At 66.0% G+C, this 19,605-nt stretch carries 13 protein-coding genes and 1 pseudogene; 11 read left to right on the top strand and 3 right to left on the bottom strand.

What is annotated here, in order from left to right; genetic code table 11:
- The first annotated feature begins 42 nt into the window (after positions 1 to 42).
- The 8 genes from VGB75_06290 (at position 43) to VGB75_06255 (ending at position 8,646) form a co-directional block, all read left to right on the top strand.
- On the top strand, positions 43 to 369 hold the full coding sequence (locus VGB75_06290; protein HEY0166635.1) for a hypothetical protein: 327 nt from the start codon (positions 43 to 45) through the stop codon (positions 367 to 369).
- Positions 366 to 1,040 carry an SGNH/GDSL hydrolase family protein gene (locus VGB75_06285; protein HEY0166634.1) on the top strand — a complete coding sequence of 225 codons (675 nt, stop codon included), beginning with the start codon at positions 366 to 368 and terminating at the stop codon, positions 1,038 to 1,040. The genes VGB75_06290 and VGB75_06285 overlap by 4 nt, the downstream gene beginning before the upstream one ends.
- A complete protein-coding gene (locus VGB75_06280) occupies positions 1,041 to 2,672 on the top strand; it encodes a GMC family oxidoreductase N-terminal domain-containing protein (protein HEY0166633.1) in 1,632 nt (543 codons plus the stop codon).
- A 3-nt stretch (positions 2,673 to 2,675) separates the two neighbouring features.
- Positions 2,676 to 3,059 carry an SCP2 sterol-binding domain-containing protein gene (locus VGB75_06275; protein ID HEY0166632.1) on the top strand — a complete coding sequence of 128 codons (384 nt, stop codon included), beginning with the start codon at positions 2,676 to 2,678 and terminating at the stop codon, positions 3,057 to 3,059.
- Positions 3,060 to 3,144: 85 nt separating this feature from the next.
- Positions 3,145 to 4,398, top strand: coding sequence for an acyl-CoA dehydrogenase family protein (locus VGB75_06270; GenBank protein ID HEY0166631.1), 1,254 nt, complete (start codon positions 3,145 to 3,147; stop codon positions 4,396 to 4,398).
- 26 nt (positions 4,399 to 4,424) lie between these two features.
- Entirely contained in the window at positions 4,425 to 5,342 is a 918-nt protein-coding gene (locus tag VGB75_06265; protein ID HEY0166630.1) for a hypothetical protein, read from the top strand.
- Entirely contained in the window at positions 5,339 to 6,136 is a 798-nt protein-coding gene (locus tag VGB75_06260; GenBank protein ID HEY0166629.1) for a ThiF family adenylyltransferase, read from the top strand. The genes VGB75_06265 and VGB75_06260 overlap by 4 nt, the downstream gene beginning before the upstream one ends.
- A gap of 26 nt (positions 6,137 to 6,162) precedes the next feature.
- Positions 6,163 to 8,646, top strand: a complete 2,484-nt coding sequence (locus VGB75_06255; GenBank protein ID HEY0166628.1) for an excinuclease ABC subunit UvrA — start codon at positions 6,163 to 6,165, stop codon at positions 8,644 to 8,646.
- A 15-nt stretch (positions 8,647 to 8,661) separates the two neighbouring features.
- On the opposite strand, the gene VGB75_06250 is transcribed toward VGB75_06255, so the two are convergent.
- Together VGB75_06250 and VGB75_06245 are read right to left on the bottom strand one after the other, a co-directional pair.
- Positions 8,662 to 9,363, bottom strand: a complete 702-nt coding sequence (locus tag VGB75_06250) for a TrkA family potassium uptake protein (protein HEY0166627.1) — start codon at positions 9,361 to 9,363, stop codon at positions 8,662 to 8,664.
- Positions 9,356 to 10,729: a potassium transporter TrkG gene (locus tag VGB75_06245; GenBank protein HEY0166626.1), complete on the bottom strand. Its 1,374-nt coding sequence runs from the start codon at positions 10,727 to 10,729 to the stop codon at positions 9,356 to 9,358. Before VGB75_06245 ends, VGB75_06250 begins: the two co-directional genes overlap by 8 nt.
- 159 nt (positions 10,730 to 10,888) lie before the next feature.
- On the opposite strand from VGB75_06245, the gene VGB75_06240 reads away from it, so the two are divergent.
- From VGB75_06240 to VGB75_06230, 3 genes and pseudogenes are all read left to right on the top strand, one after another.
- A complete protein-coding gene (locus VGB75_06240) occupies positions 10,889 to 11,902 on the top strand; it encodes a hypothetical protein (GenBank protein ID HEY0166625.1) in 1,014 nt (337 codons plus the stop codon).
- A gap of 180 nt (positions 11,903 to 12,082) precedes the next feature.
- Positions 12,083 to 12,337, top strand: a pseudogene (locus tag VGB75_06235) (crosslink repair DNA glycosylase YcaQ family protein).
- 195 nt (positions 12,338 to 12,532) lie between these two features.
- A complete protein-coding gene (locus tag VGB75_06230) occupies positions 12,533 to 13,054 on the top strand; it encodes a hypothetical protein (protein ID HEY0166624.1) in 522 nt (173 codons plus the stop codon).
- 149 nt (positions 13,055 to 13,203) lie between these two features.
- Here VGB75_06230 and VGB75_06225 read toward each other — a convergent pair whose 3' ends face one another.
- Entirely contained in the window at positions 13,204 to 19,068 is a 5,865-nt protein-coding gene (locus tag VGB75_06225) for an AAA family ATPase (GenBank protein ID HEY0166623.1), read from the bottom strand.
- Between the last annotated feature and the right edge of the window lie 537 nt (positions 19,069 to 19,605).

Here is a 19,605-nt window from a genome sequence, read left to right as displayed (position 1 = left end):
GCGACTGACCCGGCCTGCGCGGCACTGAGGAAGAGGAATGACATGTTGACCACAGAAGAAGTGCGCGCACGAGTGCTGGAGATCGTTGGCAGCATGTCTCCGGCAGGCAAGCGGGTCGCGACGTCATCGGACCGGCTGGTGGAGGACCTCGGTTATGACTCCCTGGCGATCGTGGAGCTGTCCCTTCAGATCGAATCCGTCCTCGGCCTCACCAGCCTCGCCCAGGACGACGGGGCTGACGTGGTGACGGTCGCCGACATCGAGGACCTCGTGGTGCGCGGCATCGGAAGCAGTCCGGCCGACCCTGCCGGCTCCAACGGGGACAGCTCTGACGGGTTGTTGACCACGCCCGGAACACCCGCACGATGACGGTTGGCCTGGAGCACGAGGTCGCCGCCCCGCACTGCCTGTCAGCCCGCGAGGCCGGCGAGCTGCTCAGCGGCGCGCCATGGCGACGCTGGGCCGTCATGGGCGACAGCATGGCGGCCGGTGTCGGCGGGCCCTCGGCCGGCTACGCCGACGTGCCCTGGGCCGAGCGGGTCGTCCAGGCGCTGCGGTTCTCTCGCTCCGAGGTCGACTACCTCAACACCGGCCAAGCCAACCTGCGGACGGCTGACATCCTGCGGACCCAGCTGCAGCCGGTGCTGGACTTCCAACCGGACCTGGTCACGGTCGTAGCTGGCTCCAACGACGCCTTCTCGCGCTCGGGGGACCTGGCCGTCGTCCAGGACAGCCTGGATGCCGCGTGCCAGCGCCTCACCGAGGGCGGTGCGCACCTGCTGCTGTTCACGGTGACCAACGTGTTCGACAAGTCGCCGCAACTGGCGCCGTTCGGCGAGCGGATCGCAGACCTCAACGACCGGATCAGAGCGCTGGCCGGCAAGCACAAGGCCACGCTTGTCGAGATGTGGGATCACCCGATCAGGCACGCGCCGGACCTGATGAGCGCGGACGGGATCCACTTTTCGATGATGGGGCAAGCCGTTCTGGCGTCAGAGATTGTCAGAGCTCTCGCCGCCAGCGCCGGCGCCAGGCCCTAGATGGCCGTCGAGGAAGCCGAGTACGTCGTCATCGGCGCGGGGTCGGCCGGGTGCGTCCTGGCCGATCGGCTCAGCGCCGACGGCGGCAGCCGGGTCATCCTCGTCGAGGCGGGCCAGACCGACCGCAGCGCCGCGATCAGCATCCCGGCCGCCTATCCCAAGGCCTTCGGCACCTCCCTGGACTGGGACTTCTCGACCACGGCCCAAGCCGGTCTCGCCGGTCGCAGCGTCCGCTGGCCCCGAGGACGCACCCTGGGCGGCTCGTCGTCCATCAACGCCCAGATCTGGACGAGGGGTCACCGCGCCGACTATGACGGCTGGGCGGCCGCCGGGTGCGCCGGCTGGAGCTTCGCCGACGTGCTGCCCTTCTTCCTCAAAGCGGAGAATCGCATCTGCGAGAACGGCCCCGGCGACTTCGGCGCCTCGGGGCCGGTCCGCGTCGAGGACCTGCGCGAGCTGAACCCGGCCACCGCCGCGTTCCTGCAGGCCTGTGCCCAGGCGGGGCATCCGGCGCTGGGAAGGTCGGAGGTGAGCGAGCCGACCGGTCATGGCCCGGTGCGCGTCACCCAGAACCACGGTCGCCGTTGGAGCGCCGCGGACGCCTACCTCCGTCCGGCCCTGCAGCGGGAGAACCTGACGGTGATGACCGGCGCGCAGGTTCGCCGTGTCGTCGTCGAGGCTGGGCGGGCGACCGGCGTCGAGGTCCAGACCGCGACCGGCCTGGAGGTGGTGTCGGCCAGTCGTGAGGTCATCCTGGCCGCAGGCGCGATCTGCAGTCCCCAACTGCTCATGCTGTCCGGGATCGGCTCGCCCGAGGCGTTGAACCGGCATGGCATAGCCGTGCAGGCCGCACACCGCGAGGTGGGGGCCAACCTCGCCGACCACCTGTACGTGCCGCTGTCCATGGCGGCCAAGGCGCCGGTCTCGCCGGGAGTGGGTGAGCAGGCTGCCAACACGGCCGCCTACCTCCGGGGCCGTCGGGGCCCGTTGAGCTCCAACCTCGCCGAGGCACTGGCCTTCCTGCACACAGAGGCCGGCCTGGAAGGGCCGGACATCGAACTGCTCTGGATGGTCGTGGCCGATCTGGCCGAGGCCTCAGGGCCGGCCGAGCACGGCCTGACCATCGGCGTCGTCCTGCTGCAGCCCGCCAGCCGCGGCACGATCAGCCTTGCCTCGGCCGACCCGTCAGCGCACCCTGTCATCGACGCCGGCTATCTCACTGACGCCGCGGGCGAGGATGTCCAGACCCTGACCGCCGGCGTCCGGCTGGCACAGAACGTGCTCGGCCAGCCCGCCCTGGCGCCGTGGGTGTCGCGACCCTTCCTGCCCGGCGCGCTCGAGCAGTCGAGCGAGTCGATCTCCTCGTTCACCCGCGCGCACGCCCAGACCCTGTTTCACCCGGTCGGAACGTGCCGGATGGGCGCCGACGCCGATGCGGTGGTGGACCTGGAGTTCCGAGTGCGCGGCGTCAGCGGTCTGCGGGTGGTGGACGCCAGCGTGATGCCGAGGATTCCAAGGGGGCACACCCAGGCGCCGACGGTGATGCTCGCCGAGCGCGCCGCGGAGCTGATATCGACGGCAGCGCATTCAGAAGAGGCGTTGTCGGCAACCGCACCTGTGATGAGAGGTTGAACAATGGCTGTGTACGACTCGGGCGAGCAAGCCGGCGCCCTGCTACGCGATGTGTTCTCGGCGGTGTTGGAAGATCAGGAGTCGGCTGCCAAGCTCAGCGAACGCGAGCTGTCGCTGCACTTCGTGCAGCACGACCCGACGGTTGAGCTCTTCGTCGACGCCCAGGGCGCGAAGCTGGGAAAACCACCCTACCCGCCCACGCTGCGATTCGAGCTCGACACCGACACCGCCGACGCGCTGTGGTCCGGCCGCACCACGATCACGGCAGCGGCGATGGATCGACGGTTGCGGGTGAAGGGCCCGGTGTCACGGATCAGGCAGTTCGCCGAGCTGCTGCCCTCCATCGGCGAGCACTACGCCCGCCTCGCGCCGTCGAACGGCCGCTAGCCAGCTGGCCGCGGCAACCGCACCCACCCGAGCTAGCGCCGCCGATCCAACCGGGTACCTGTCCACACTCTCGAAGGGCCGTTCCGTGACCAGCACGATGATCTCCAACCCCCCGACTCTCTCAGACTATGCCGTGCTCAGCGAGGCTTCGATGCCGTCGATGTTCACGCTTCCCCCTGACGTGCAGGCCCTGCGGGAGGAGGTCCGCGACTTCGCTCAGAAGGTGGTCAAGCCGCGGGTGCTGGCCAACGACCTCGCCCCCGCCGACGAGTTCGACTGGGAGGTCGTGCAGGCCGGCCACGAACTGGGCCTGTTGCGCCTGACCATGCCCAAGGAGATCGGCGGGCGCGGCGTCGGGGTGCTCGGCGTCGCGGTGGCGATGGAGGAGCTGGCGAGCGTGTGCGCCAGCACGGCTCTGATCTTCGGGGCCTCGCTGCTGGGGCAGACCGCCGTGCTGCTGTCCGGTGACCCCGCGCTGCAGGCGCGCTACCTGCCACCCTTCCTGGGCGATCAGGCGCTGCTGTCCTGCAACGCGATCACCGAAGACGTCGCGGGCTGCGACCTGCTGATTCCCGACAACGCCGAATTCGCCACTGACGTGACGACAGCGCGCCGCGATGGCGATCACTACGTCATCAACGGGATAAAGCGCTTCATCACCAACGGGCACGTGGCGCGCTGGTGCAACGTCTTCGCCAATATCGAGGGTCAGCCGGTGGCCGATGGCCTTACCGCCTTCATCGTCGACCTCGACCTCGAGGGAGTGACCCGAGAAGCCGTCGCGGACAAGATGGGTTACCGCGCGTGCCTTGGCACCACCCTCGTGTTCGAGAACGTGCGGGTGCCGGCCACCAATGTCGTCTTCGGTGAGGGCAAGGGCTGGAACTTCCTCACCGCGCAGTCGAATCAGGCCCGGGCCACGGTGGCTGCCATCTCCACCGGCGTCGCCCGCGGCGCCTTCGACATCGCCAAGCAGTGGTGCGGCGAGCGTATCCAGGGTGGCCGCCCGCTGTACCAGCACCAGTTCAGCGCCCGCAAGATCGCCGAGATGTCAGCCAAGATCGACGCCTCCCGGCTGCTCTACCTGCAGGCCGCCTACCAGGCGAACAACATGCTGCCCTCGCCGACGTACGGGCCCGCGGTGGCCAAGCTCTTCGCCGACCGCATCGCCATCGAGGTCACCGAAGAGGCCATGTCGCTGATGGGCGCGCGTGGCTACTGCCGTGAGTACGGCGTCGAGAAGTTCGTGCGGGAGTCCTTCGGCGCGCGAATCTACGAGGGCACACCCGAGGTGCTGGCCATCGCGATCACCGGCGCGCTCTACGGCCACCGCGTCTAACGGCGCGTCTGTCCGTTGACCGCATCATGAACCAGACGCTCACACCGACGCACCAGCGAAGCCGCTATGTCAGCGAGCTGATCAGCTTGCATGACAACGTCTACGTCAGGGGCATCGAGAGCGCGATCAGCTCTGACAGCCTGCTGTATCTCACCCGGCGGCCCGAAGGCCTGCTGGTCCTGGCTGCCCGGGGCAGCGGCATCCCCGAGCGGTTCCTGCTCGCCATCCACGCGTTCCGGCTGGCCCAGTACCTCCGGCTGCGTTTCGCCAGCTCTGAGCTGGCCTTCGCTCGCGCGCTGCTCACCGAGCCCAGCGACTCCGGCAGGGAGGAGATCCACCTGCTGGTCCTCGATGAGCACAGCGGCGTGATCGTGCGCTACCTGTCGCTGCTGGGCTCCGAGGACCCTCGGCCGATGCCGATGGCAGGTTCGCAGCGCTCGCTGTTTCCCTGCGAAGTGGCCCACCGGGTCAATCTGTTCGACCACTTCGACCATCCCGACGACATCGACAGCAGCAATGTCTGGGAGATCAAGCGCCTGGTGCAGCCGAGCACGACCGCGGAGCACGATGGCCGGCAGCGGGTGCGCATCACGCTTGAGGCGGTCCTGGGCCTGTACACGGCGTTGTCTGGAAACCTCCCGCGGATCCGGGCGCTGGTCGGTGACGGAGAAGAAGGCATCGCCATCCGGCGCATCCAGAGGATCATGAGGCAGACCACCGTCTTCGAGGGCACCGCCCCGTCCCTGCCGGCTGACGAGCTCATGTTCCCGCTCTACACCCAGCGGCAGGTCGTCAAGCCGTTCGTGGCGCAGGTGCCCGACCCTGCCGAGCTGGAGGACATGGTCGCCCGGTTCTCGGCCGCGGTCACCGACGTCGGCCCGGTGGCCGCGTTCCAAATGCTGATGAGACACGTCGACGGCCAACTGACAAGGATCACCCTATGACGGTCACCACCGAGACGGACACGTTCTACCAGTCGTTCACCGAGCGCAATCGAGGCCTGATCTCCGAGCAGGCGCAGCAGGCCTTGAGGCAGGCCACCGTCCTGATCGCAGGGTGCGGTTCGACCGGTGGCGCGGCGGTCGAACCGCTGGTGCGGTTGGGGGTCCAGCAGTTCCTGCTCGCCGAGCCGGGTGAGTATGAGTTGAACAACCTCAACCGCCAGGATGCCGACTACGCCGACATCGGCAGGAACAAGGCGGTGGTCGCGGCCGAGCGCATTGGCCGGATCAACCCGCACGCGCAGGCACACGTCGAGACTGCCGGCGTGCAGCCCGACAATGTCGAGCGTCTCGTCGCCGAATGCGACGTGGTCGTCGACGGCGTGGACGTGACCACGTCCGGAGGGTGGCAGGCCAAGATCGCCCTCCATGAGGCGGCGGCGGCGCAGGGCCGGCCGGTGATCTCCGGTTATGACATGTCCGGCACCCAGTACATCCGGTTCTATGACTACCGCCTCGGGCTCAAGCCGCTGGACGGCATCGTGACCGCGCAGGACCTGGGCGCGGAGACGGTGTGGGACCTGTTGAGGCGCATCATCCCGGCCGACGTGGTGCCCGAGGACCTGCGTGCCGACGTCCGGGCCAACAGCGGCAACCCCGATTACAGCGTGCCGCAGTTGGTGTACACGTCGATGCTGTTCGGCGTGCTGACCGCCCGCTACGTCGTCGAGATCTTGAGCGGAGTGCCGGTGCGCGAGTCGGTCTCGGTGGACGTGCACAGCCTCGTCCGAGCCTGAGGCTCACCACCTGGGAAGATCGGCAGATGCCCCTGCCTGACAGCGCGATGATTCGCGTGCGTGGCGCGCGGGTGCACAACCTGCGCGACGTCGACGTCGACATGCCGCGCGAGGCGTTGGTCGTGGTGACCGGAGTGTCAGGCTCGGGCAAGTCGTCGCTGGCATTCGGCACGGTCTACGCCGAGGCCCAGGCCCGCTACCTGGAATCGGTCGCCCCGTACGCGCGCAGGCTGATCGACCAGCTCGCCGTTCCCGACGTCGGCGAGATCACCGGGTTGCCGCCGGCGGTCGCGCTGCAGCAGGCCCGCGGCACACCGCAGTCGCGGTCCACGGTCGGCACCGTCACCACGCTGTCCAACTCGTTGCGGATGCTCTTCTCCCGGGCCGGGCAGTATCCGCCGGGCGCGGGGCGCCTTGACTCCGACGCCTTCTCCTCCAACACCCCGGCCGGCGCCTGCCCGCACTGCCACGGCCTGGGACGGGTGCACGAGGTCACCGAGGCCTCGCTGGTGCCCGATGACGGTCTGTCCATCCGGGACAAGGCCGTCGCTGCCTGGCCGGGGGCGTGGCAGGGCAAGAACTACCGCGACATCCTCGCCACCCTGGGCTATGACGTCGACCGGCCCTGGCGCGAGCTTGCGCAGGCCGACCGAGACTGGATCCTGTTCACCGATTCCCAGCCCGTCGTCACCGTCCACGCCGAGCGGGAGGCGCACCGGATCCAACGGCCGTATCAAGGCACCTACTCCAGCGCCCGGCGCTACGTGCTGCACACCCTGGCCACCTCGCAGAGCGCGACGCTGCGCCGCAAAGCGTTGCAGCACGTGGAGATCTGCCCTTGCCCGGTCTGCGGCGGCGCCGGGCTGCGACCCGAGGCGCTGGCCGTCACGGTCGACGGCGCGAGCATCGCCGAGCTGACCGGGTTGCCGCTCACCGCGCTCGCGGTCCGGCTGGCCGCGGCGCCGGGCAGCGACGTCGCGCGCGGCATCGTGGCAGATCTGCGCGCCCGCATCGACGCGCTGACCGGGCTCGGACTCGGCTACCTCGCGATGAACCGCACCACTCCGACCCTGTCCTCCGGTGAGCTGCAGCGGCTCCGGCTGGCGACGGTGTTGCGGTCGAGCCTGTTCGGCGTCGTCTATGTCCTGGACGAGCCGTCGGCGGGGATGCATCCGGCCGACACCAAGGACCTGCTGACCGTGCTCGATCGGCTGCGCGAGGCGGGCAACTCGCTGCTCGTCGTAGAGCACGAGCCGGACGTGATCAGACACGCCGACTGGCTGGTCGACGTCGGCCCGGGCGCGGGCGCCCACGGCGGCCGGGTGCTCTACAGCGGGCCGCCGGCCGGGCTGGCAGGGGTCGCGGACTCGGCGACGGGACGCTACCTCGCGAACCCACCCAAGGCGAGGAGTCATCAGCGCACGCCCACCGGGTCCATCGAGCTGCGTGGGGTGCGCCACCACAACCTCGATGGGATCGATGTGGACGTGCCGCTCGGGGTGTTCACCGCCGTCACCGGAGTGTCCGGCTCGGGCAAGACGACTCTGGTCACCGCGGTGCTGGCCGCCGCCGTCCGAGATCACCTCGGCGTGACCAGGGACGCCGTGACCAAGGACGCGGACAGGGACGCGGCCAGGGACGCCGCGACTGCCGACGGCGAGGAGTGCGACGGCGCTCCCGCCCCCGCCGCCAGCATCGGCCGGCTCAGCGGCCTGGATGCGATAGACCGGCTGGTCGAGGTGGATCAGAAGCCGATCGGGCGCACGCCGCGGTCGAACCTGGCCACCTACACCGGCCTGTTCGACGGGGTCCGCAAGCTGTTCGCGGCCACCGAGGAGGCACGCCGCCGCGGCTACTCGGTGGGCCGGTTCTCCTTCAACGTCGAGGGTGGTCGCTGCCCGAACTGCCAGGGTGAGGGATTCGTCGCCGTCGAGCTGCTGTTCCTGCCCGGCGCCTATTCACCGTGCCCGGTCTGCCACGGCGCGCGGTACAACCCCGAGACACTTCAGGTGCGCTACCGCGGCAAGTCCATCGCCGACGTCCTGGCGCTGACCGTGGACGCGGCCACCGACTTCTTCGCCGACGTGCCGGCCGTCGCTCGCAGCCTGGCCACCCTCGGCGAGGTGGGCCTGGGCTACCTGAGCCTCGGCCAGCCGGCGACCGAGCTTTCCGGCGGCGAGGCACAGCGGATCAAACTGGCCACCGAGCTGCAGCGAGCGCGGCGCGGCCACACCCTGTTCGTCCTGGACGAGCCCACCACCGGCCTGCATCCGGCCGATGTGGACCGGCTGATGCGGCTGCTGCACGCACTGGTCGACGCGCGCAACACAGTGGTCGTCATCGAGCACGACATGGATGTCGTGGCCGCGGCCGACCACGTTCTCGATCTCGGGCCGGGCGGTGGTGACTCCGGTGGCCGGGTGGTCGCGAGCGGCGCCCCGGCCGAGGTCGCCGGCAGCCAGGCCAGCCGCACGGCTCCCTACCTGCGCGCGGTGCTCGACCGTCCGTGAGTGGACGCGGGTCCGCTAGCGCAGTTGGGCGAACCGCTCGGCGGCCGCGGTCCGGCCTGAGACGATCACGGTGTCGCCCGCTTCCAGAACGGTGTCGGGGGTGGCGTAGGTGAAGCCGGCGCCCTTGCGGTGCACGGCCACGACGGTGATGCCGTGGCGGCTGCGCACGCCGGTGTCACCCAGGCGCTTTCCGACCAGCTCGGCCGGCGCCACCGTCTTGACCATCGCGTAGTCGTCCTCGAACTGGATGTAGTCCAGCATCGCCCCGCGCACCAGGTGGGCGACCCGGCGGCCCATGTCGTGCTCGGGGTACACCACGTGCCCGATGCCGATCTGCTCGAGGATGCGCCCGTGCGGCTCGCTGATCGCCTTCGCCCACACGTGGGGCACATGAAAGTTGACCAGCAGCGACCCGGTCAGGATGCTCGCCTCGATGTCGGTGCCGATGCCCAGCACCGCGCGGTCGAACTCGTGCACGCCCAGCTGGCGCAGCGCCTCCTCCTTGGTGGAGTCCGCGCGCACCACCTGGGTCAGCTGGCCGTTGAGTGACTGGACGATGTCCTCGTCGTCGTCGATTCCCAGCACCTCGGTGCCGGCGGCCATCAGCTCCACGGCGAGGGCCGTGCCGAACCGGCCGAGGCCGATGACCACGACCGAGTCGGCCGCGGCCAGCCGGGAGCCGGTGGCGGACTTGCCGAGCCATGCGGACCTAGCCAATGATGGGTCGCTCCTTCGGGAGTTCGTACAGCCGGGTCGTGTGCCGCAGAGCCAGTCCGGACGCGAGGATGACCGGTCCGACCCTACCCAAGAACATCAGCAGCACCAGGATCAGCTGCCCGGCGCGCGGCAGGTCGGGGGTGATCCCGGTGCTCATGCCCGCTGTGGTGAACGCCGACATGACCTCGAACAGGACCTGGTCGAGGGTGAATTCGGTCAGGATCAGCAGCGCCAGGGTCGCGGTCACCACGACCGCGACCGAGACCAGGGCGACGGTGATCGCCTGGCGGTGCACCGAGCGCGGCAGCCGCTTGCCCAGGGCGTTGACCGCGCCGTCGCCGCGCAGCTCGGTGTAGATGATGAAGAACAGCACCGCGAAGGTGGTGACCTTCAGGCCACCGGCGGTGCCCGCCGGGCCGCCGCCGATGAACATCAGCACGTCCATGCCTAACCAGGTCGCCGGGTCGAGCGCGCCGATATCGACGGTGTTGAAACCGGCGGTGCGGGTCATCGTCGACAGGAAGAACCCGGCCAGCAGCCGGCCGCCGGGGCTCAGCTTGCCCAGAGTGTCGTCGTTGTTCCACTCCATCGCGGTGACGAAAACCGTGCCGCTGACCAGCAGCGCGGCAGTGGTGGCCAGCACCAGCCGGGTGTTGAGCGTCCACAGGCGCGGGCGGGTGATCTCTCTGCGCAGCTGCAGCAGCACCGGAAAGCCGAGGCCGCCGGCGATCGAGGCCAGGGCGATCGGCAGGCAGATCCAGGCGTCGTCGACGAAGCCCATCAAGTTGTCGTCGAACAGGGCGAAGCCGGCGTTGTTGAAGGCCGACACACCATGGAACAGCCCGAGCCAGAGCGCCCGGTCGGCCGGCTCGTCATAGCCGAAGTAGAACCGCGCGCTCAGGGCGAGGGAGGTCACCGCCTCGAACGCCAGGGTGATGAGGACGACGCTGGCGAGCACCCTGCGGACGTCTCCGATGCCGATGCTGCGGGTCTCGGCGGCCGCCGTGATGCGGGTGCGCAGCCCCATCCGCCGGGACACCAGCACGCCCAGCAGCGAGGCCAGCGTCATGATCCCGAAGCCGCCGATCGTGATCAGGGCGAGGATCACCACGTGGCCGAACAGGCTCCAGTGCGTCGCGGTGTTGACGATCAGGTGCCCGGTCAGGCACACCGCCGAGGTGGCGGTGAACAGGGCCTCGAAGAAGCTGGCGCGCCCGGGTCCGGTCGTCGACACGGGCAGCGCGAGCAGCGCGGTGCCGACCGCCGCGGCCGCGGCGAAGGACAGGATGATGACCTGCGACGGTCCCTGCGGCCCATGCATGCGCCGCCCGGCGCGGGTCGGCGCGGCCGGGCTCCGAACGCTCATCCGCCGATGCTATCGACCGCGGCGAGGCTCGCCAGCACGACGCCGGTCGCGGCGCGGGGACGAATCGGCGAAACCCCTTCGATCAGGGCTGGGGACGCCGCTGAAGGCACTAGGTTGCAGCCAGGGGTCGCAGGGTGCGGCCGGGGCGGACGCACCACCATGACTACGACCACGACTATCACCCTGCGCCTGCGGCGCGGGCTCGCCGCGGGGGTCGCCGGCGCCCTGGCGTTGACCGGCGCCACGCTCGTGGCCTCGCCGGAGTCCGGGATCACCAGTCGCGCCGAGGCGGCGGCCGAGTGCAGCACCGACCAGTCGAGCACCGAGTTCGGCGGCGCGGCGATCAGCCAGACGTATGCCAATCTGTTCAACACGAGCACGCCCGCTGCCAGCTACCTCACCGACTTCGTCCCGCAGGGTCTCGGTGTCTGGGAGAACTGGGCCGGCGGGTCGAGCACCGAGGACCTCTTTCTCGTCGGCATGCACCACGAGAACGAGAACGACAACCGATCCCTTCTCTACGGGATGACGACCAGTGGCACGGTGCGGGGTTATGCGCGCCTGCCCATCGGCTCGCACGCCGGTGGCGTCAAGGTTCACAACGGCTGGGTCTACGTCCAGCACGACAACAGCCGCATCCTGCGCTACCCGGTGTCGCGCATCCGGCAGGCCTTCACCGACAGCTCGACGCGCGAGCTCGATTGGGGCGCCGCGACCAACACGGTGAGTTCTGTGAGCTTCTTCGACATCGACGGCGGCTACCTCTACGGCGGTTACCACAACCCGATCGCTCGGGGCCACATGCTCCGCTACCAGATCATGAGCGACGGCAACCTCGTCCGAGACCAGGCCTACGGCCCGATCCAGATCCCCATGAAGGCGCAGGGACTTCTCGCCCTCAGCAACACCTGGATCTTCTCGACGTCGCTCGGCCGTGACTACCGCGGCAACGTCTATGTCATCCGTCGCGGCTACCCGGCTGGCGCGGACTTCACGACCGTCCCCTACCGCTGCTTCCAGTCGGTGGCGATGATCCAGGAGCTTGTGGGCTTCAACGGGCGGACCTACCTGCTCAACGAGAGCGGCGCCGACGAGTTCGCCAACGGTCGCATCCACAACATCCGCAACCTGCACGTCGCCGACACCGAGACCTTGCGCGGCCTGGTCTGGTGACGCTGCCGCTCCTCTGAGCTCAGTGGGTATGCCGGGTCGTCACCGTCGGGGGTGGCCCGCTCCCGTCGGCCGGTCGGCCTGCCAGCCGGTTGACGCCATGCCGCTACTACGAGGGTCGCCCCGGGCGACCGTCCGGGACGCCCTGACCGCGCTGGACGGGGAGCTAGAGCGGTTGTCCGGGCCGGGCGGGCCGAGTTCTTCGACGTACCCGGCGGGTTTTTTCCCTCCTCCGCGGTCTCGTGCCCGCGGAGGTTGATGGCCAGGTGGGACAGTGTCCTGCTCGCCTACGCCGACCGCAGCCGGATCATTTCGCCGGACTACCGCCGGCTGGTGATCCGGCAGAACAGAGACGTGCTGCCGACGCTGCTGGTCAACGGCTATATCGCCGGGGTGTGGCGCCCCGGTCGGGGTGTGGCGCCCGGGTCGGGGTGCTAACCGGCTTATAGTCGACCAGCGCATTCGTTGACCACACTGGGCAGCGAAGCGCGCCCTTACAAGCACACACAACGAGTTAGTAAGGATCCAGACTTGCTTATCCGTATAGTCGAATCGGTAGACATTGTGTGACCGCGACAGCCGTGGTATGCGCCGTGACTATCCGACGCGGCACACATTCCTGAAAGGCAGTAGATGAGCGTTCCTCCGGAACCGGCACCGGCTCCTGCCCTGTCTGACACAACGCAACTAAACCGCGGTATCCCCAGTGGGCAGGTATCAAGTGTCAATGATGCGCTATTTTCTGTGGCCCTTAACCATGTTTGGTCGTGGTTTTCACAGCATGCTAATCAGCGGATGCAGGCGCTGAATCATTACTTGGTCGCGGCAGCATTTTTAACAGCGGGCTACGCCAGCGCTGCCGTCGCGGATCGTTGGCCGTTAGCCGGAGTTGTCAGTGCGACGGGGGTCATCGTGAGCTTGGCATTCAATCGGCTGGATGCGCGTACACGTGAACTTGTGCAGGCCGCGGAGCCCGCTCTCGCCCTGCTCCAACGCGCTCTTGTTGCGGCTGGCTATAGTGGATTAGACATGCTGGCGGCATCCTCAAGGCAAGCTCGTTCGGCACCGTCCTACCGAACCGTGATCGCCACTCTTACAATTCTTGGCGTGGTAGCGTTCGCATTTGGTTTAATCACAGCGCTGGTCAAGGCATAGGTCGTGGATTGCAGGAACGGTTGTTCTGACGATTGTGTACGTGACGTACAAGGTGTCTGACGGCGACGAGTCCTTATAGGGTTGAAGCGTCTTGGTCACTCGATGTCACAAGGCGAGGAATACCCTGCTGAGGATTGTGTTTCTAGGAATTAAATTAACTTGTTCTTCATGTGCTGTGCGATGTCGCCGAGGGAAGAGGGTAACTCACGTTGGGCATCCTCAGATCCATCCAGCGCACCTGTGAAGAGGAGTCCTAATGCGTTAGTAACCGACGTCGGATGACTATCACGAGCTACTTCCCAAGGTGTCCCGGGGGCGGCACTGCGTTGCAGCTCATCATTTAAAAGTGCCAACGTTTTACCCTTAAGGGATATATTTCCCCTATTCAAGCGGTATAGTTCGTAAAGAAGCTGCGTAGTCAATCTTACAGATTCCATATGTCTATCACATGCCGCCGTCCACGCGGCCAAGCGGTAGCGGGCCCATAAGGTTTCGCGAGCGTTCGGATCGAACAATGATAGACGACGTCCAACCAATTCGCTCAGCGCTGACCGCGTCGCCTCCGGATCACCCGTTGCGATGCCACGCCAATGAATCAGAAGCTGTTCAGTCGAAATGGAGTCTGGGTCATCTGGTCCAGCGGTAAGATGGCGAACCGCGAGCAGGTCGGTCAGTAGATCGCAAGCCGTCGTAGCGTCGCCTGCCTCACCAGTCCAATGGGCATGGTTGTGCCGAACGCTCAGCACGTCGGGGTGGTCGGGGCCGAGGCCCTTCATCAGAATTGCAAGCAGTTCTCCCCCTAGGTCACGCGCGGCATGGTGATCACCAAGTTCCGCAGTGATATATGCGAGTAAACGTCGAGTACCTAACGTGCGCGGGTGGTCGGCTCCATCGGTATGAGTACGCAGGTGCACGATCTCTGCTAGCTCTGCGCGCGCTGTTGCTGGGTCACCTGCTTCATTTACCCAAAACGCGTACAGCTCGCGCGCGGCGAGAGTGTCCAGGTGTTCCGAGCCTAGCTCGCGCTCTAGGACGGCGAAACGCTCACCCATCAGTTGCCTGGCAGTTAACGGATCGCCATCCTCGGCGCCAGAGATAATTCGCATGAGTTCAATGTCGGCCAGGTCCTGCGACACTTCGCCGTAGGAGACCGGGTCTTGCTCGGGGTTGAGGTTGTCCAGCGCTTCGGCGTAGGCGCGGGCCGCCCGCTTCAACGCCCCGCTGACCTCAACATCGGTGGAGTCCTCGGCGTCACCGGCGGCTTGGGCGATCTGTTCCCAAGTGCGGCCCAGGGCGTGCAGGGTGGCAGCCAAGTGGCGACGCACCACACCATGGGAGACCGGGTCTTGCTCGGGGTTGAGGTTGTCCAGCGCTTCGGCGTAGGCGCGGGCCGCCCGCTCCAACGCCCCGCTGACCTCAACATCGGTGGAGTCCGCGGCGTCACCGGCGTCATCGGCGGCTTGGGCGATCTGCTCCCAGACGCCGCCCAAGGCGTGCAGGGTGACAGCCAGGTCGCTGGGGGTGGCCCAGCCCCGTCGTTTGAGGTCGGCGGCCTGCTGGTAGTGCGCGGCGGCCTGCTGCAGCTCACCGCGCGCCAGTTCGACGTCGGCCAGATCGTGCAGCAGCACCCCGCAGGAGCGGGGGTCCTGCTCGGGGTCGAGGTTGTCCAGCGCTTCGGCGTAGGCGCGGGCCGCCCGCTCCAACGCCCCGCTGACCTCAACATCGGTGGAGTCCTCGGCGTCACCGGCGGCTCGGGCGGCGGCTTGGGCGATCTGTTCCCAAGTGCGGCCCAGGGCGTGCAGGGTGATAGCGAGGTCGCTGGGGGTGGCCCGGCCCCGTCTGAGCTCGGCGGCCTGCTGGTAGTGCTCGGCGGCCTGCTGCAGCTCACCGCCCGCGCGCTCGACGTGGGCCAGATCGTGCAGCAGCACCCCGCAGAAGACCGGGTCTTGCTCGGGGTCGAGGTTGTCCAACGCCTCGGCGTAGGCGCGGGCCGCCCGCTCCAACGCCGCATCCGGTGACGCAGGCTGGTCCTCGCCAGCGGCACGCGCGGCCTCAAAGACCTGCCGCCAGGTGCGGCCCAGGGCGTGCAGGGTGACAGCGAGGTCGCTGGGGGTGGCCCGGCCCCGTCGTTTGAGGTCGGCGGCCTGCTGGTAGTGCTCGGCGGCCTGCTGCAGCTCACCGCGCGCCAGTTCGACGTTGGCCAGATCGTGCAGCAGCACCCCGCAGGAGCGGGGGTCCTGCTCGGGGTCGAGGTTGTCCAGCGCTTCGGCGTAGGCGCGGGCCGCCCGCTCCAACGCCCCGGCCCGGCCTGTCGACGCGTCGCCTGCGTCCTCCTCGTCGGCAGAGCGCGGAGCGTCAGCAACCCGGCGCCAGACGCGGCCCAGGGCGTGCAGGGTGACAGCCAGCTCGCTGGGGGTGGCCCGGCTTCGTCGTTTGAGGTCGGCGGCCTGCTGGTAGTGCTCGGCGGCCTGCTGCAGCTCACCGCGCGCCAGTTCGACGTCGGCCAGATCGTGCAGCAGCACCCCGCCGGAGCGGGGGTCCTGCTCGGGGTCGAGGTTGTCCAACGCCTCGGCGTAGGCGCGGGCCGCCCGCTCCAACGCCCCGGCCCGGCCTATCGACGCGTCGCCTGCGTCCTCCTCGTCGGCAGAGCGCGGAGCGTCAGCAACCCGGCGCCAGACGCGGCCCAGGGCGTGCAGGGTGACAGCCAAACTACGCTTGCTAACGCCGCGGCGCCTTAGCTGCGCCGCCTGCTGGTAATGCTCAGCCGCCTGCATCAGCTCACCGCGCGCCACCTCGATGTCGGCCAGATCATGAAGGATTCCAGAAAACGCAACAGGGTCATCGTCCTCGCGCAGTGACGCTAACGCGTCTTGCATGGCATCGAGCACCTCAGATGAGCGGTCGGAGCCGGCTTCGTTGAACCACAAGACCCTTGACTTGAGAGCGGGCAGTACGGCATGCGTGTCGCCCACGTCTTTGAAAAGTTCGATTGCATCGTCAAGTGACTTGGCGGCAGCGGCGGTGTTTCCGATCCATCGCTCGAGCTCTGCTTCCAGTTGCAAGTGGATTCCAAGCGAACGGCGGTCACCGATATCACGTTTGAGCCGGCCCGCTTCAAGCAATAAGCGTCGTGCCTCTTTGAAGTTGCGGGATGAAAGCTCGATCGAAGCAAGCGATGTAAGCGTATAAGAACGGTAACGTCTAGCCTCTATGAAGTCGGCGTCGTTCGCCCTGTAGCTAGAAAGGCGTAGAGCTTTTCGAAACCACTTCCTTGCTGCAGCGTAGTCTTGTTCATACGAGTATGTATGACCGATGTTGTAAGCGATACTCGCGCCATGGACCCAGTTCGCCTCAGATTTCACCATCGGCCATGCTTCGAGCAGCGCATCCCGGGAGGCTTGCGTGTCTCCGCTGGAGAGGACCACGATTGCGAGTGCCTCCAAACTCATCACAATTTGGCGCTGGGACTGGGCCTCCCTTGCATGTCCCAAACCAGTGGTCGCATCAAGGCGGGCTTGAGAATAACTCAGATATCGGCGCGACAGCTCGGCACGGCTGGCATACAGCTGAGCCAATGACTCAGCCTGTCTACTGCCTTTTAGGTATCTGGCCGAGGTGAATCCAAGCTCAAGTATGCGAGCTAATTGGGTGAGGTCCCCGGCAGCCAATAGATAGCTAGCTGCACTGCGGCATAACTGGTCGACCTCCTCCCAAGCCAAATTGCGAGCAGCTAACTGGACGGCATTGAGTATGTTATCGCGGCGATCCTCAAGTGCTGTGTAGCGTTCCCCGTTAGCATCACAGAATTCAACGAAGTATCTAATGCACCGACCGGTCGGCATACCGTTCAAATCCGCTCCGGAACGCGCTAGCAGCGCTTCGCGCGCCGCCAGACGGTACTTAGCCAGTCGGTGCGCCTCAGGATGCATGATGAAGTTGTCTGGTCGACGCGCATCGCGCTGGATTAGTTGCAGGGAGACCAGGTCATTCAAGGCTTCCGCTAACTCCTCCTCTTCTAATCCAGTAGTTGCGCGAAGCTCGTCAGTCATAGCGCCACTCAAGCTAAAAGCCCCGAGAGAATCAAATACTAACGTTGGCTCCGGGCGGGTTGACAATAATTCGTATGAACGCGCAAAGGCATCGTACAGGTCATTCTCCACCCCGTACGTGTCCTGAAAGGAGCTGCGTGTGACCGGATCTTCTCCGCGGTGATTGCGTTGTTCCTGAAAGGCATTTGCTAGGGCGTCTAGCGATTCACCAGACCTGTAAAGTGCGGCAGACAGAACGATTTGTCCGGGCTCATTACGACTTCGTTCGCAGATGCTCACGATCTTAGCGTGTGCGTCGCCATCGGTTGAGTGAATACCGGCACCAGAGCGAAACAACTGCGCACCCTCGCTTGTTGGTAGACCGGAAAGCTGGATCAACTGAGTTCCGGATAGACGTAGCGGGCGCAACGATGTGATAATTATGTTCGCATCAATCTCAGAGCAGGCGCGCATCACCATACCTTCCTGCTGCTCGGATCTGACGTTGTCGAGGATAAGCAAATGCCGGCCCCCGCGGCGTAGAATCGTGCTCAAATTACGGATCTTTCGATCCAGGGAGATGCCGAGGCTGTCTAGTACCCCAAGGCCACGGAGGAGATCGTCCACAAGTGCTGTGATGGTAAATTCGACGTCGGATTGAAGCGTAATCCAGAGCACGTTTGTGTATGTCTGCTGGGCCGCGAGTTGCGCTAAAAGGGTTGTTTTACCAATGCCGGGCGGACCTGAGACAACAACCGTCTTTTCTTCACGGACAAGCGCGGCCAGTTGCGCGGCTTCTCGCTCCCTCCCGATGAACTCTTGCGGCGGACGCGGTGGCTCAAGCCTCAAGCGTGCTCGAGCCACCAAAGATCGCGCCTCGTGGCCGGACACCAAGGGTATCGCAGTGATCGACTGATCGGGCTCAGAGGGGTTTGCGATGTGGGATTCATTGTGAATAGGCTCCTGGTGTGAATCCTGTGCCTTCGATTCTAACGCCTGGTCGTACTTCAGCAGTTCGGCTGCCGCTGATTGTCCATCCGCTGTGCTTAAATCATTGCGGTGGAAATTCAGGTCCGGTGAGGGGTTCAGTTTTTCGCTCAAAGCAGGATGATTTCGAGAGATGCCAAATGACGCAAAGTCGGGAACAGCCAGGATCGAAAATGCTAGCCGTGCAGCGTTTCCGAGGGCATACCGCCGCCATGCTCCCCGGCCACCCGTCTTGCCGATAGCCGCATCTAGCGTGGACTTACGGGAATCGGCGAAATCACTAACACCTCGTACTATCAGGAGATCAGGAGGGAAATTTTGAGTGAACACCGACAGCGATGCTCCGCCACTTTCCATTTCAATGGCGAGCAGTTTTCGATCCCGGTGGTTGACAAGCAAATTCTTGAAATTTTCCGCTGCGCCGACTATATCTCCTGAGGCGATTGAACCGATATGACATGTCGGCTTTTGGGTGACGAAGCTTTGGAATTCATGAAGATCACCTGGCAGCATACGTTGGAGTCGCTTGCTAGCTTTTTGTTGCCAGGCCGCTCGAACGGGTTGCTGGCGGAGTACGGAGCGTACGAGCTCCATGAGCGGATGGGAAGCTGACCATCCGTCACCAGATAACTCGAACGTGAAGGGTCCCTTCACTGCCGGTACTGCCTTAGCGCTGTTCATGTAGGTATCGACGTGTTCGGCGATGACAACGTCACCCAACCGCAATTCGTCGCTCAAGGCGCCGCACACGCCGATAAGCACGAGACTGGTCGGGAAGAACTCACGAGAAAGCCGCTCCGCCGCAAGGGCAGCTGAGCTGAGACCCATTTTGCCGACTACGCGGGTGATAATACGGGCACTGAATTTTGGTAACGAGCATTCATAGTAGTATTCGTGGCCGCGCCGCATCGGTATGACACGCTCGAATAGAGGGCGGAGATCCTCCCACTCCTCGTCAAGCGCAACCAGAAGACCGACCGTCGCGCGTACTTCGTTCACGACATCTTGATACCGCATTAAGACGCATCTGTACACGATGCTGTCAGTCGAGTTGGTCCTAGGGCTGCGTAAGCAGCTGTCTGAGGCGGCCATGACGCCGGCCGGCCACCATCGCCGGCACCTGCAGCGCCTGACCCGACTCTCGGCGGGGCAGCGTAGCCCGGATAGTCGCCCGCGAAGGCCTCCTCACCCCTGAAGAAACGGCCCAAAGCCTCCTACATCCGCTTTCAAACCGCCATGTCCAACGAGTGCTGGCAGTCCGACTGCACGCACTACCCACCAACAGACGACCGGGACACCCCGAGACCACCATCCCAGAGGAACTCCTGGGCCAATCGCTCGATGACCTGCGGCATGGTCACGCTGGCAGCAGACACTCAAAAGGAGCAGAGCGTCTAGCCTGCCGCTCCCTACGCCACCGCACCGGGCCACCGGCTACAACGCCCCGACCGATCAGCGGCCAGCGACCGACCAGCGACTGTCACCACCGCATTCACGCCGACCGCATCGACCGTAAACTCACCCTGCGCGGCACGC

It is taken from the genome of Jatrophihabitans sp. (assembly GCA_036399055.1).
In the GTDB taxonomy this organism is placed as follows: domain Bacteria; phylum Actinomycetota; class Actinomycetes; order Mycobacteriales; family Jatrophihabitantaceae; genus Jatrophihabitans_A.
The sequence above is the reverse complement of the archived record's forward strand: the minus strand, read 5'-3'. Positions and strand labels throughout refer to the sequence as shown.